Source organism: Roseateles sp. GW823-FHT07B05, assembly GCF_058794515.1.
This window is the reverse complement of record NZ_JBXAGX010000004.1, coordinates 12,472-26,847: the sequence shown is the minus strand read 5'-3', so window position 1 is coordinate 26,847 and position 14,376 is coordinate 12,472. Positions and strand designations below refer to the sequence as shown.

Sequence of the window (14,376 nt, the reverse complement as noted above, 5' to 3'; positions counted from 1 at the left end):
TCCGGTCGGGCGGGCTACCCTGCACGCCCCTGCAATTGTCACAAACTCGTTTCGCAGGTTTCTATTTCATTGCTGGACGGGTTCGGCATATTGCTGGGCTCCGCTTGCAGGAAATACCGGTTTCAGCCCGCCTTGACCTTCAGCCGCCAGGCGTGGAGCAGCGGTTCGGTATATCCGCTGGGTTGTGCCTCGCCCTTGAACACCAGGTCCAGCGCCGCCTGCATGGCCGCGCCCTGCGGGTTGGCCGCCAGCGGCCGGTAGGCCGGGTCGCCGGCGTTCTGGCCGTCCACCACCTGGGCCATGCGGGTGAAGGTCTCGCGCACCTGGCTCGCCGTCACGACGCCGTGGCGCAGCCAGTTGGCGATGTGCTGGCTGCTGATGCGCAGCGTGGCGCGGTCTTCCATCAGGCCGATGCCGTTGATGTCGGGCACCTTGGAGCAGCCCACGCCCTGGTCCACCCAGCGAACGACGTAGCCGAGGATGCCCTGCACGTTGTTGTCCAGCTCCTGCTGGCGCTGCTCGGCCGTCCAGTCGGCCTGGGGCGCGACGGGAATTGTCAGCAGCGCGTTCAGGATGGCCTCGCGCTCGGCGGCCAGGTCCACCTTCTCCAGCTCTTGCTGCACGGCGCTCACGCTGACCTGGTGGTAGTGCAGCGCATGCAGCGTGGCGGCGGTGGGCGAGGGCACCCAGGCGGTGTTGGCGCCGGCCTTGGGGTGGCCGATCTTTGCCTTCAGCATCTCGGCCATCAGGTCGGGCATGGCCCACATGCCCTTGCCGATCTGCGCGCGGCCGCGCAGGCCGCAGGCGAGACCCGTCAGCACGTTGCTGCGCTCGTAGGCGGTGATCCAGCTGGACGTCTTCATGTCGCCCTTGCGCAGCATGGGGCCGGCGCGCATGGCGGTGTGCATCTCGTCGCCGGTGCGGTCCAGGAAGCCGGTGTTGATGAAGGCCACGCGGCTGGCCGCGGCAGCGATGCACGCCTTCAGGTTGACCGAGGTGCGGCGCTCCTCGTCCATGATGCCCAGCTTGACCGTGCTGTCGGGCAGGCCCAGCAACTGCTCGACGCGCGTGAACAGCTCGGCGGCGAAGGCCACTTCAGCCGGTCCGTGCATCTTGGGCTTCACGATGTAGACGCTGCCGGTGCGGCTGTTGCCACGGCGCTTCAGGTCATGCATCGCGATGGTGGTTGTGACGACCGCGTCCATGATGCCCTCGGGGATCTCGCTGCCGTCGTCCAGCAGGATGGCCGGGTTGGTCATCAGGTGGCCCACGTTCCGCACGAACATCAGCGAGCGGCCATGCAGCGTGACCGTGCCACCGGCGGGTGCCGTGTAGACGCGGTCCGCGTTCAGGCGGCGCGTGAAGGTGGTGCCGCCCTTGGCGACCTCCTCCGTCAGCGTGCCGAGCTGGATGCCCAGCCAGTTGCGGTAGGCCAGCAGCTTGTCCTCGGCGTCGACGGCGGCGACGGAGTCTTCCAGGTCCAGGATGGTCGACAGCGCCGACTCCAGCACCACGTCGGCGACGCCAGCCGGGTCGGTCTTGCCGATGGGCGTGCTGCGGTCGATGCGGATGTCCAGGTGCAGGCCGTGGTGCACCAGCAGCACGCTGCTGGGCGCTTCAGGCGAGCCCTGGTAGCCGGCGAAGGCGGCAGGGTCCTGCAGGCCGGTCGTCGCGCCGGAGGCCAGCGTGACGACCAGCTGGCCGCCTTCGACGCGGTAGCCGGTGGCGTCGGCATGCGAGCCGGCGGCCAGCGGCGCGGCCTGGTCCAGCACCTGGCGGGCGAAGGCGATGACCTTGGCGCCGCGCACCGGGTTGTAGGCGCCGGCGCGCGTCGCGCCGTCGGCTTCGGAGATCGCGTCGGTGCCGTACAGCGCGTCGTACAGCGAGCCCCAGCGCGCGTTGGCTGCGTTCAGCGCGTAGCGCGCGTTCAGGATGGGCACCACCAGCTGCGGGCCGGCCTGCACGGCCAGCTCGGCGTCGACGTTGGCCGTCGTCGCCTGCACCTGCGCCGGCGGCTCGACGAGGTAGCCGATGCGTTCCAGATGCGCGCGGTAGGCCGGCATGTTGGCGATGGGGCCGGGGTGGGCCTCGTGCCAGGCGTCCAGCTCGGACTGCAGGCGGTCGCGCTCGGCCAGCAGCGCGCGGTTCTTGGGGGCCAGGTCATGCGCGATGGCGCTAAAGCCGGCCCAGAACGCGTCCGGCGCGACGCCGGTGCCGGGCAGCACCTCGGTGTCGATGAAGCGGGCCAGGTCGGCATCGACCTGCAGGCGGTGGAGAGGGGTGCGGGTGGTGGACATGGACAAGCTCCTGGGAAGGCGAAGAACGCTGTGAAATCGACGAGAGATTGCCGTGCATCTTGCCGCCGCGCGAGCCCTCGATTCGCAGCCGTGCACGCAGGGAATCTGTGACGAAAACGCAAAGATGGGGCGTGAAAATGCTGTCTTTGCGTTCGTCAGTCAGCACAATCGGCACATGGACAAGCTCAAGCAGATGGAGTCCTTCGTGCTCGTGGCGGCCAAGGGCAGCCTGACGGCGGCGGCGGCGGCGGAAGGGCTGGCGCCCGCCGTCATGGGCCGGCGGCTGGACGCGCTGGAGGCGCGGCTGGGCGTCAAGCTGATGCTGCGCACGACGCGGCGGCTGACGCTGACGCCCGAGGGCCAGGCCTTCCTGGAGGACTGCCAGCGCCTCATCGCGTCGCTGGCCGACGCCGAGGCCGCGGTGAGCGCCGGCGGCCTGAAGGCCAGCGGCCATCTGCGCGTGACAGCGCCGGCCGGCTTCGGCCGCCGCCACGTGGCGCCGCTGGTGCCGGCGTTCCTCGCCGAGCATGCCGAACTCAGCCTGTCGCTGAACCTCAGCGACCGCGTCGTGGACATCGTGCACGAGGGCTTCGACTGCGCCGTGCGCGTGGGCGACCTGCCGGACTCCAGCCTCGTCAGCACGCGGCTGGCCGACAACCGGCGGCTGTGCGTCGCGTCGCCCGGCTACCTGAAGCGCGCCGGCGTGCCGCGCCACCCCGACGAACTGGCGCGGCATGCCTGCCTGACGCTGAGTTCCGAAGCCAGCCAGGTGCGCGGCTGGGCCTTCCAGGTCGACGGCGCGGTGCAGCACCTGCGGCCCGAGACCCGCGCACAAGGCCGGCTGGACTGCAGCGACGGCCAGGTGCTGCACGACTGGTGCGTGCAGGGGTTGGGCATCGCGTGGCGCAGCACCTGGGAGGTGGAGGCCGACCTGGCAGCCGGCCGGCTCGTCACCGTGCTGGACGACTTCGCCGCGCCGCCCAACGGCATCTACGCCGTGTTCCCGCAGTCACGCCACCTGCCGCTGCGGACGAGGCTGTGGGTGGAGCATCTGCGGGCGCATTACGGGCGGGTGGAGTACTGGCGCGGGTGACGCACGGCAAGTCAGACGTTGCCGGTCCGCTGGACCACGGTCACATCGTGTCGCAACACCTCGCGATGCTTCTGCAGTTCGACCTTGACCGCCAGCGGTGAGTGGACAAAGACCTGCGTGCCTGCGCGCGACAGATCCTGGGGGCCGTGGGCGACGGGGCCGACGAAATAGGCGTGACCTTCTTTCAGGCAGAAGGTGGAGATGAAATGGACGCCATTGCCCCAGTCTGCGATGTTGAAGCGCAGTTCGGCGTCCAGCACGGAGGTCGGTTTCTCCAGCGAAAAGAACCCTGACCCCCATTCGCTGCTGCTTGCCCCCCACGCGCGGTACATCACCAGTCCACCCGGCGGGGCAGTTTTCTGCTCCGGCGCCGAGGCGAATCCTTTGCCCTTCCAGTCGATGCTGATGGCCATGCGCGCTCCTGCAGGTGGGACCGAGGCATTGTCGCCATCAGAGGCGAAGCGGCATCCTCAGCGCTGAGGGCTTCAATCACTGCACTCTCCCGCCTCGTCGGCACTCAGCGGGCTGCCAATTGGCGCGCAAGCTAGTCAGACCAAGGCTAGGGATATCGTGCAGCGGCACGATGCCGCCTGCCATGCCCTTTGGCAATGCTGCAATCAGGGCGCAATCGATAGGGTCGTTAACGCCGTGGTGCCCGTGTTGAAGCCTGGAAACACCACTTCGACCACCGATGTGCCGGCCAGTTCCTTCGCTTCAAGCGGTACGCCTGAGACCGTGCCCGTCGCAGTGTCCAGCTGCAAGCCGCGGGGCAGCGTGACGCCGGGACCCAGTTGGAAGGACTGCAGGCCCACGCACGCGGCAGGTTGCAAATCCTTCAGCTCCAGCGTCGCTCGGAACGCTTCGCCCACCTTGCCGTCGAGCCGTTGAGTGGGAGCAAAGCTGCCGTTGAGGTACCAGCGCGGCGCGAAGGAATAGGTGTCTGAGCAGCGTTTGACGGTCGGGTTTGAGTCGGACGGGCCGCCACCGCCGCCGCCACAGCTTGCTAGCAATGCAGCCAAGCCTAGGGATACAAAGAAGCTAGGAAATCGCATGAATACGTGGTGCGTGGAGTCAGAGTTAGCCCCCCAAGTTTCGCAGGCGAAGTTGCGACTTCAGATTGAATTCGCTCTTGCGAGGCTCAGTCCCCAAATTGCACTTTCGCGCGTTTGCCTACCCAGCCTTCCAGCTTGCCGCCGTAAGCCTCTTCCACGCGGTTGCGCTTGACCTTGAAGGTGGGCGTGATGAAGCCGTTGTCCACGGTCCACGGCGTCTTGATGAGCACCAGCGTGTCCAGTTGCTCGTGCGGGTCCAGCCGCGCGTTGACGGCTTCCAGGTGCTGGGCCAGCTCGGCCTGCAGGCCGGCGGCGTCGCTGGCGGCGCGCTGCAGGCCTTGCGGCGACAGCATCGCGATGCCCACCGGCTGGCCCATGTTGGCGCCAGCCACGCAGCAGGCCTCCACATTGGGGTTCATGCCCAGGCGGTCCTCGATGGGGGCGGGCGCCACGTACTTGCCCTTGCTCGTCTTGAACAGGTCCTTCACGCGGCCAGTGATGCGCACGCAGCCGTCAGCGTCCTGGCTGGCCTTGTCGCCGGTACGCAGCCAGCCGTCCTCGGTGAAGCTGTCGCGGGTCTGCTCGGGCGCCTTGTAGTAGCCCAGCATGACGGCCGGGCTGCGCATCTGCAGCTCGCCCGTGGCGGCGTCGATGCGCACCTGCACGCCTTCGTAGGCCGGGCCCACGGTGCCGCGCTGGTTCTTGCCGGGCAGCGTCAGGTGGGACAGCGCGAGGTTCTCGGTCATGCCGTAGCCCTCGTTGATGTGCAGGCCCAGCGTGGCGTACCACTCCAGCAGCGCCACCGGCATAGGCGCGGCGCCGCCGGCGGCGAACTTGCATTCGTTCAGGCCCAGCGCCTTGAGCACCTTCCTGCGCACCAACCCGCCGATGATCGGCAGCCGCAGCAGCTTGTTGAGCTTCTGCTGCGGCATCTTGGCCTGGATGCCCTGCTGGAATTTCACCCACAGGCGCGGCACCGAGAAGAACACGGTGGGCAGCGCCCGCTGTAGGTCGGCCGTGAAGGTGTCCAGCGACTCGGCGAAGAAGATCTTGATGCCGCGCGCCAGCCAGCCATGCTCCACCAGCGTGCGCTCCACGACGTGGGCCAGCGGCAGGTAGGACAGCATGCGGTCCGAGCCCGTCATCGGGATGCGCTTGAGGCCCGAGTGCACCGCCCAGGCGAAGGCGCCGAATGTGTGCATCACGCCCTTGGGCAGGCCGGTGGTGCCGGACGTGTAAATCAGCGTGCAGAGCTCGTCGGCGCCACGCTGCGGCGAGTCCTTCATGGGCTCGGTGCGGGCACAGATGGCGTCCCAGCTCTCGTAGGTCTGCTTCGCGTCGTCGGGCGACAGCACGTAGCTGGCGCCGGGCAGGCCGGCCGGCACGCCGGGCTTCATGCCTTCCCAGCCGTCGAGCTTGCCGATGAAGACGAAGCGCGACTCGCTGTGTTCCAGGATCTGCGAGATCGTCTCGGGGGCCAGCGTCGGGTACAGCGGCACGCTGACATAACCGGCCATCCAGATGGCGAGGTCGCTCATCAGCCACCAGGCGCAGTTCTTGGACAGGATGGCCACCTTGGCATCGGCCGGCCAGCCCTCGGCCTGGCCCTTGGCCTTCAGGAACGCGGCCATGCGGCGCACCTGGTCGCCCACCTGGGCCCAGGTGAAGTCCTTCACCTCCGTGCCGCCCATGGGCTGTGTCAGCGTGACGGCGTTGCCGGCGGTGCGCTCCCAGTGATACAGGCGGGGCAGCGCAAGCTGGTCGGCGGCGATGGTGGCCATGGGTGTCTCCTTCGACGTTCTTTTCGGACCTGCGAAGTTACCGCGAGGTAACGGCCTTCCCCTGCGGGTAAACACGTTCTGGCGTGATGACCTGCCCAGTTTCTGTAGGGCAAGGACTCTAGAAACGGGCGCCCGCGCTCAGAACTGACCGGCCCACTGCGGCCGCCACTGGCTGCGGCCCAGCTCGGCGCGCAACGCGTCCAGCGGATGTTGCTGCAGCCAGGGCGGCCGCAGTGCATCGGCGCGCGCCAGCGCCGCCGGCGCATCGGGCGTGCCCACGAGGCTGGCCGCCAGGTCCAGCTGGGCGCGCCAGTGCGGCAGGCCTTGCGGCGCGGGCAGCGCGTCCAGCACGGCGACGCGCTCGCGCAGCCCAGCCAGGCTGGCATCGCGGTCGCCGCGGGCGCGGGCCAGCTCGCCTGCCAGCTGGGCGACACGGCTCTGCAGCTGGCGGTGAATGCCCAGCCAGGGCTGGGCCTGCAGATCCTGCAGCGGCGCCAGCGCGCGGGCCGCGAGCTCGAGATCGCCCAGCCGCAGGCCCACGCGCACCAGCGCCAGGCCGGCCTCTGCCCACGGCGGGCCGCTGATGTCGTGGCTGTGCGCCAGCTCGTCCGCCAGCCGGTGCGCGGCGGGCAGCCAGTCGCCCGCGCGGTCGGGCTGGGCCAGCGCGCGGGCCAGCAGCGCGGCGGTCTCGCGCGGCAGCCGCAGCGTGGGGTGGCGGGCGGCCTCGGGCGGCAGGCCGGCCGCCATGGCCTCGTGCACCTGCACGGCCTGCGCGTAGTCACCGCGCTCGACGAAGTGGCGCGCCAGATCGGCGCGCATGCGCTGGCTGCTGGAGTTGCCGGGGCCCAGCAGCGCGTCCATGTCGGCAACCAGCTTGCGCGCGGTTTCCGGGGTGCCCTCGGGGCGGCCCAGCCGCGCCTGCACGTTCCACAGGTGCTGGCGCGAGCGCGTCACGAAGCGCGCGCGGTGCGGCGGCGCCGTGGCCCAGGAGGCGCGCGTGGCCTCGATGAGCCGCTCGGCGTCCAGCAGCCGGCCCTCGGCCATGCGCAGCTGGTAGAGGTAGGTGTTGTAGTACGGGTACTCGAAGTCGGCCGGCTTGTACTGGCGCTGCACGATGGGCCAGGCCTGCGCGTGCGCCGCCTCGGCGTCGGCAAAGCGCGCCGCGCCGGCGTAGGCCACGATGAGCTGGTACAGCAGGTTGACGTGGTCGTTCTCCTGCTCGGAGCCCGGCCGCGCCCGCGACAGCTGCGGCAGCAGCGGCTCGCCCAGCGCGATGACCTCCAGCGGCGAGTTCAGCGCCGTGTAGATGCGCGCCAGCCGCAGCCGCGCGGTCAGCGTGCGCTCGTCGGCCTCGCCCCACTGCCGCGCGCTGACGGTGATGAGCTCCTGCGCCAGCGGGATGGCGATGTCGTGGCGGTTCATGTCCGAGTAGGTCGCCACCATCACGTCCAGCACGCGGGTGTAGGTGGCGTCGTCGCCGGCGAAGCGCTGGCGCAGCTCGGCGCGGCTCTTCTCCAGCACGTCGAAGATGGTGGGCATGCGGCCGCCGTGCCGGTCGGGGTTGGCCGACGCCAGCAGCTCGGTCAGGTAGCGCGTGACCTCCTCGCTCTGGCGGGCGGCGGCCTGGGCCTGGTTGCGTTGCCACAGGCTGGTGGCCAGGCCGGCACTGAGCGTTGCGAACACGGCCGCGCCGCCCACCGCCAGCGCCAGGTTGCGCCGCGTCCACAGCCGCACGCGGTGGCGCCAGTCCTCGGCGCGCACGCTGACGGGGCGCTGCGCCAGCCAGTGCTCCAGGTCGTCGATGAAGCTGCCCACGCTGGCGTAGCGCTGGGCCGGGTCACGGCGCAGCGCCTTGGCGGCCACGGCCTCCAGGTCGCCGGCGGCACGCTGCGCGTCGCGCGGCCGGCCGGGGCCGGCGTCGCTGCCGCCGGTGTCGGCGCCGGTGGTGCGCGACAGGCGCTGCGCCTGGCCGTGCAGCACCGCATGCTCCAGCGCCGTGCGGCTGAGGCCGCGCTTGCCGAACGGCAGCTGGCCGCTGGCCAGCTCGTACAGCATGACGCCCAGCGAGTAGATGTCGGCGGCCACGCCGATGGCGCCGCCGGTGATCTGCTCGGGCGCCGCATAGGCCGGCGTCAGCCGCCGGCCGGCCAGCTGCGTGAGCTGGCTGTCGGCCTGCTGGCCGGAGTCGTCCAGCAGGCCGGCGATGCCGAAGTCCAGCAGCTTGGTGCGGCCGCCGCCCGCCGGGCCGCTCCCAAGGGCGGCAGCGTCCCCCCGGGGGACCGCCCGCGTACCCGCGGGCGAGGGGTAGGCCTCGTCCAGCATCACGTTGCTGGGCTTGAGGTCGCGGTGCACGATGAGCTGCGCGTGCGCGTGCTCCACCGCGCGCGCCACGTCCACCAGCAGGCGCACGCGCTCGGTGAGCCCGAGGTCGTGCATGCGCACATGCTCCGACAGCGTGCGCCCGGCCACGTACTCCAGCACGAGGAAGGCGCGGCCGTCCTGCTCGCCGGCGTCCAGCAGCCGCGCGATGCCGGGGTGCGTCAGCCGGCCCAGCAGCGCGCGCTCGCGGGCGAAGCGCGCCGCCAGGCCGCCGCCGGCCACGTCGTCGCGCAGCAGCTTGATGGCGGCCTCGCCTTGGTAGAGACCGTCGGCCCGTTCGGCGCGCCAGACCTGGCCCATGCCGCCTTCGCCCAGCAGCTCGGCCAGGCACCAGGCACCGAAGCGGTCGCCGGCCTGCGGCGCGCGCGCCGTGGCACCGGGCGTGTCGGCCAGCGCGGCGGCCAGCTGCTGCTCGAAGCCGGCGAGGCCGGCCGTGGCCGTCAGGTCGTCATCGCGCAGGCTGGCCAGCATGCGGGCCAGGCGCGCCGCCAGCTCGGGCGGCTGCAGCGCGGCCAGCCGGGCCTCGCGCGCGGCGGGCGGCAGCTCGGCCAGCTCGTCGTACAGCGCGGACAGGCGCTGCCAGTCGGTGGCCAGCAAGCCGGCGGCCATCAGTACACGGTGTTGGGCGGGTCGCCCAGCAGCTCCTGCAGCAGCGCGCGCGCCTTCAGCAGCTCGCGGTTGATGCTGCGCGTGGACAGGTCGCGCAACGTGGCCACCTCGGCGATGGACAGGCCGGCGAAGCCGATCATCTCGATGAGTTCGTACAGGCCCTGGTCCAGCTCGCGCATGCGTTCCAGCGCCTGGTCCAGCCCGATCAGGTCCACCGCCTGGCTCTGCACGGCGGCCACGTCGCCGGCAGCCGACAGCGTCACCATGACCGCGTCGCCGCCGCGCTTGTCTCGGCCCTCGGTGCGCAGGTGGTCGATGACGACCGAGCGCAGCACGCGGCCGACGTAGGAGAAGAACTGGCCGCGCGTGTCGCCCTGCAGGCCTTGCTGGTCGGCCATGCGCAGGAAGCCCTCGTGCACTAGCGCCGTCGTGTTCAGCCCCGCCGCGTGGCCGCTCTGCGCCAGCCGCACGCGGGCGACCCGCTTGATCTCGGGGTACAGCACCGCATAGAGCTGCTGCAGCGCCGCGGCGTCACCGCGCGCGGTGCCGGCCAGCAGCTCGGTGATCGCGGGCGTGGTGACCACGTCAGTGATCGTCCTGGAACGCGGCCAGCGCCGCGGCGACGTCGGCCTCGGCGGCCTCGCGCTGCACCGGCGCGTCGGCCACCCAGCCGTCCTTCTTCAGACGTGCGACCCACTGGCCGGCCTCGCGGCCCTGTTCGAACGCATGGCTCTGCAGCAGCAGCTCGCCGCCGGCGGACAGCAGCTTGAAGTAGAACTTGCCGTCCGCCTCGCGGTATTGCTTGAAGACGGGCAGCGCGGCCTTCTCGTTCTTGGTGACTGCGGTGGTGGCCGTCTGCGTGTAGGGGCGCAGGCCCACGGCTTCGCGCAGCGACTTCAGGAACGGCACGGCGATGGCGCGGGCCTTGGCGGCGCCTGCCTGCAGCGTGGCCTCCAGCTGCTCGGGGTGAGCCATCAGCTCGGCGTAGCGGGCGCGCATGGGGCCGATCTGCGCCTCGATCTGCGCCACCAGCTGCTGCTTGGCCTCGCCCCAGCCCAGGCCGGCGCGCAGCGCGGCGCGGAAGGCGGCGCGCTCGTCGGGCGTCGCGAAGGCGTCGTAGATCGTCACGAGCGCCTGGCCCTCGGGGTCCTTGGGTTCGCCGGGCAGCTTGCTGTCGGTGACGATGCGGGCCACCGCGTCCTGCAGCGCCTTGGCGCCGCCCTCGAAGAGCGGGATGACGTTGTCATAGCTCTTGCTCATCTTGCGGCCGTCCAGGCCGGGCAGCAGCTCCATCTCGGCATCGGTCACCGCCTCCGGCAGCGTGAACAGCGCCTGGCCGCGGCCGAACAGGTGGTTGAAGCGCTGGGCCACGTCGCGGGCCATCTCGATGTGCTGGATCTGGTCCTTGCCCACCGGCACCTTGTGCGCGTTGAACATCAGGATGTCGGCCGCCATCAGCACGGGGTAGCTGAACAGGCCCATGCTGACGTTGGCGTCGGGTTCCTCGCCGGCCGCCACCGCCGCGTCCACGGCGGCCTTGTAGGCATGGGCGCGGTTCATCTGGCCCTTGGCCGTCACGCAGGTCAGCAGCCAGGTCAGCTCGGGGATCTCGGGGATATCGCTCTGGCGGTAGAAGGTGACGCGGTCGGTGTCCAGCCCGGCGGCCAGCCAGGTGGCGGCGATGGCGCGGCTGGAGTGGGCAAGGCGGTCCGGGTCGTCGCACTTGATCAGCGCGTGGAAGTCGGCCATGAAGAAGAAGCTCTCCACGCCCGCCGCACGGCTGGCGGCGATGGCCGGGCGGATGGCGCCGACGTAGTTGCCGAGGTGCAGGGTGCCGGTGGTGGTGATGCCGGTCAGGACGCGGTGGGACATGGAGAGGCCAGGCCGAAAAAGATCAGCCCGGATTGTGGCCTCTGCTTCGATGCCGCGAAAAGCGGAGGCCGAGCGCCGGGCCGCCCCAAGCCGGCCCGCGGGCGATGTGCGTTCGGCTCCATGCCGAACGCATCGCCGCCCCCTCGGGGGGCCGACCAGGCGCCCCCGCGTTCAGCGGCGGGCGACTGGGCGGGGGGCAGCCACGGAAGCGCGCCAGGTCACGGTGATGTCGAACTGACGCGACACGGGCAGCTCCAGCTCGTAGCAGCGGTTCAGCAGCCAGTTCAGGCCCGCCAGCGTGACTTCGTGGCTGGGGATGTGCACCGAGGTGAGGCGCGGCGCGGCGAACTCGGCGCTGGGCGAGTCGTCATAGCCCAGCACCGACACCTGGTGCGGCACCGACACGCCGCGCTCCTGGAAGTGGGCCAGCAGGCCGATGGCCATCTCGTCGTTGGCGCAGAACACGGCAGTGGGCAGCTTCTTGAGCTTCAGCAGCACGTCGGCGGCGTCCCAGCCGGCCTGGTTGGAGAAGTCGCCGGGCACGGTCAGCACCTTGGACACGTCATGGCCGCGCAGCGCCAGCTCGCCCATGAAGCCGGCCAGGCGGGCGACGTTGTCGGGCGACGTCGTCGGGCCGGACACAACGGCGATGTCCTTGTGCTTGTGCTGCAGCAGCGCGCGGGCCGCCTGCACGCCGCCCTGCACGTGGTCGGCCGTGAAGCACTGTTCCTTGATGCGGTCGAAGTGGCGGTTCAGCACCACCACCTGGCGGGCCGCGGGGCCCAGCGCCTTCAGGTCCTCGTCCTGCAGCGCGTTGGACAGCACGATGAGGCCGTCGCAGTCGCGGTCCAGCAGGAAGCGCATGCCGTCGTTGGTCTCGACGCGCTCGTCCTCGATGCCCTCGCCGAACGCCACCACCATGTGCAGGCCCTGCGTGCGCAGCACCGTGTCGATGACGCGCAGGATGGGCGTGTAGTAGGTGCCGCGCAGGAACGGGATGTAGACGCCGATCAGCTTGGACGTGCCGGCGCCGAGCGAGCGTGCGGTGTGCGACGGCCGGAACTTCAGCTGCGCGATGACCTTGCGCACGCGCTCGGCCGTGGCCGGCGCGACGGAACCGTTTCCGCTGATGACGCGCGATGCGGTGCCCACGCCCACGCCGGCCAGCCGCGCCACATCCTTGATCGTTGCCATTCGCCCTCTGCTCTTGTTGGGGCGGATTGAATCACAGGGGGCAGATGGGGGGATCGGTCGGCTCGGGCAGCGGCTTGGCCGCCGTCTTCGTTTCCCGACCGCTCAGGCCGCCGCCGATGGGCCACCAGGGCCGGGCCTCGCGCGTGCTGAACTGGCAGGGCCCGGCCGGCCACGGGAACGACAGCCGGCCCGTGAAGCCGGGCCAGGCCGGCTCGCCGGCGGCGGGCGCGACAAGCAGGTCGGCCAGCCCCGTGCCTTCGGTGCCGGGCAGCCAGGCGGCGATGAAGGCGTCGCTCTTGTTGGCGAGGTCGTTCACGTACAGCGGCCGGCCCGAGAACAGCAGCGTGACGACCGGCGCGCCGCGGCCCGACACCTGCTGCAGCAAGGCCAGGTCGGCCGGCTGGCGGCGGCTGTGGCGCAGGTTCTCGGTGACGCGCACATCGCCCTCGCCCTCGGCGTAGGGCGGCTCGCCGATGACGGCCACGACGGCGTCGAAGCGGGCGGGGTCGTGCCGCGTGCCGTCCGCGTCGAACGTCACCTGGCCCGCGCCCAGGCGCTGGCGCAGCGCGGCCAGCAGCGTGGTGCCTTGGGGGAAGTCGGCGTTCGTCGTGTCGCGGCCCTGCCAGGTCACGCTCCAGCCGCCGGCCTGCCGGGCCAGGCTGTCGGCCGCGGGGCCCACCACCAGCACGCGGGCCGTGCGCTTGAGCGGCAGCAGCCCGGGCTGGTGCTTCAGCAGCACCAGCGACTCTCTCACCGCGCGGCGCGCCAGCTCGGGCGCCTGCACCGCCTCCAGCATGGCGGGCACGGTCGTCGGCACCGACATGCTGAACTTCACGCGCAGGATGCGGCGCACGGCGTCGTCCAGGCGGCTCATCGGAATGCGGCCGTCCTCGACGGCGCGCAGCGTGCTGGCGTGGAACGCCTTCCACTTGAACGGCACCATGACGATGTCCATGCCGGCGTTGATGGACGCGGGGCAGTCCTCGTCGGTGCAGCCCGGCACCTGGCCCACGCCGTCCCAGTCGCTGACGATGAGGCCGTCGAACGCCTGGCGCTCTTTCAGCACGTCGGTCAGCAGCGTCTTGTTGCCGTGCATCTTGCCGTGCTCGACGTAGCCGGCGCTGTCGGTCCAGCTGCTGAACGAGGCCATCACGGTCAGCACGCCGGCGTCCAGCGCGCCGAGGTAGCCGGCGCCGTGCACGCGGGCGAGGTCGGTGGCGGACGCGTGCGCCACGCCCTGGTCGATGCCGCGGCGCGTGCCGCCGTCGGCGATGTAGTGCTTGGCCGTGGCCAGCACGCCGCGGCCGTCCTTCAGGCCGTCCTGCAGGCCTTCGACGGCGGCCTGGCCGAGCTGGCGGACCAGTGCCGGGTCGGCGCCGAAGCTCTCGTAGGTGCGGCCCCAGCGCACGTCCTGCACGACGGCCAGCGTCGGCGCGAACGCCCAGTGCAGGCCCGTCGCACGCACGGCGCGGGCCGTGGCGCGGCCGATGTCGCGCACCAGGGCGGCATTGCGCGTGGCGCCCAGGCCGATGTTGTGCGGGAAGAGGGTGGCGCCGCGCACGTTGTTGTGGCCGTGCACGGCGTCCGTGCCCCACAGCAGCGGAATGCCCGGCGTGGCCTGCTGTGCGGCGGCCTGAAACTGTTCCGACAGCGCGCGCCACTGCGCGGGCGTGGCGGCCTTGTCCAGGTTGGGCCAGGCGCCGCCGCCGTTGAGGAGGGTGCCGATGGCGTACTCGCGCACCTCGTCCGGCGTGATCGCGCGGATCTCGGGCTGCGTGATCTGGCCGACCTTCTGGCGCGTGGTCAGCGTCTTCAGCGCGGCCTCCACGCGGGCCTCCAGCGCGGCGTCGCGCTGCGGCGGGCGCGCCGGCCAGGCCTGCACGATGGCATCGGTGTCAGCCAGGGCGCTGGTGGCGCCGGCACACCACAGCAAGGTGGCGGCAAGGAGAGGGATGGAGCGGGGCATGGGCGGTGGGGGGGTGGGGCCGCGACGGTAGTGGGTGAAGCAAAAAAACGTCAACCCCTGGGCGGCTTCGGTTGACAAGGCGGTGGCGGGCGAATTAGATTTGCGCCGCGTTTGGAACCGGTTCCAATTTGAA

At 71.1% G+C, this 14,376-nt stretch carries 10 protein-coding genes; 1 reads left to right on the top strand and 9 read right to left on the bottom strand.

Features of this window, described 5'->3' with window-relative positions; genetic code table 11:
- Positions 1 to 122 precede the first annotated feature (122 nt).
- Positions 123 to 2,297 (bottom strand): malate synthase G, encoded by a 2,175-nt coding sequence (locus AC1Q7O_RS10535; RefSeq protein WP_492661608.1) that lies wholly within the window; start codon positions 2,295 to 2,297, stop codon positions 123 to 125.
- A 175-nt stretch (positions 2,298 to 2,472) separates the two neighbouring features.
- Here AC1Q7O_RS10535 and AC1Q7O_RS10530 point away from each other — a divergent pair, with 175 nt between their 5' ends.
- Entirely contained in the window at positions 2,473 to 3,390 is a 918-nt protein-coding gene (locus tag AC1Q7O_RS10530; RefSeq protein ID WP_492661609.1) for a substrate binding domain-containing protein, read from the top strand.
- An 11-nt stretch (positions 3,391 to 3,401) separates the two neighbouring features.
- On the opposite strand, the gene AC1Q7O_RS10525 is transcribed toward AC1Q7O_RS10530, so the two are convergent.
- From AC1Q7O_RS10525 to AC1Q7O_RS10490, 8 genes are all read right to left on the bottom strand, one after another.
- Positions 3,402 to 3,803 carry a hypothetical protein gene (locus AC1Q7O_RS10525; protein ID WP_492661610.1) on the bottom strand — a complete coding sequence of 134 codons (402 nt, stop codon included), beginning with the start codon at positions 3,801 to 3,803 and terminating at the stop codon, positions 3,402 to 3,404.
- Between the two features lie 204 nt (positions 3,804 to 4,007).
- Positions 4,008 to 4,442, bottom strand: a complete 435-nt coding sequence (locus tag AC1Q7O_RS10520; RefSeq protein ID WP_492661611.1) for a putative Ig domain-containing protein — start codon at positions 4,440 to 4,442, stop codon at positions 4,008 to 4,010.
- 86 nt (positions 4,443 to 4,528) lie between these two features.
- Positions 4,529 to 6,223: an AMP-binding protein gene (locus tag AC1Q7O_RS10515; protein WP_492661612.1), complete on the bottom strand. Its 1,695-nt coding sequence runs from the start codon at positions 6,221 to 6,223 to the stop codon at positions 4,529 to 4,531.
- Between the two features lie 138 nt (positions 6,224 to 6,361).
- Positions 6,362 to 9,211, bottom strand: a complete 2,850-nt coding sequence (locus tag AC1Q7O_RS10510) for a serine/threonine-protein kinase (protein WP_492661613.1) — start codon at positions 9,209 to 9,211, stop codon at positions 6,362 to 6,364.
- The gene (locus tag AC1Q7O_RS10505; protein ID WP_492661614.1) at positions 9,211 to 9,795 is read right to left on the bottom strand and encodes an ECF-type sigma factor; all 585 of its coding nucleotides are present in this window, start codon (positions 9,793 to 9,795) and stop codon (positions 9,211 to 9,213) included. The genes AC1Q7O_RS10510 and AC1Q7O_RS10505 overlap by 1 nt, the downstream gene beginning before the upstream one ends.
- Position 9,796: 1 nt before the next feature.
- The gene (locus tag AC1Q7O_RS10500) at positions 9,797 to 11,083 is read right to left on the bottom strand and encodes a tryptophan--tRNA ligase (protein WP_492661615.1); all 1,287 of its coding nucleotides are present in this window, start codon (positions 11,081 to 11,083) and stop codon (positions 9,797 to 9,799) included.
- Positions 11,084 to 11,254: 171 nt separating this feature from the next.
- Positions 11,255 to 12,277: a LacI family DNA-binding transcriptional regulator gene (locus AC1Q7O_RS10495; protein WP_492662695.1), complete on the bottom strand. Its 1,023-nt coding sequence runs from the start codon at positions 12,275 to 12,277 to the stop codon at positions 11,255 to 11,257.
- Positions 12,278 to 12,308: 31 nt separating this feature from the next.
- On the bottom strand, positions 12,309 to 14,243 hold the full coding sequence (locus AC1Q7O_RS10490) for a glycoside hydrolase family 3 protein (RefSeq protein WP_492661618.1): 1,935 nt from the start codon (positions 14,241 to 14,243) through the stop codon (positions 12,309 to 12,311).
- Between the last annotated feature and the right edge of the window lie 133 nt (positions 14,244 to 14,376).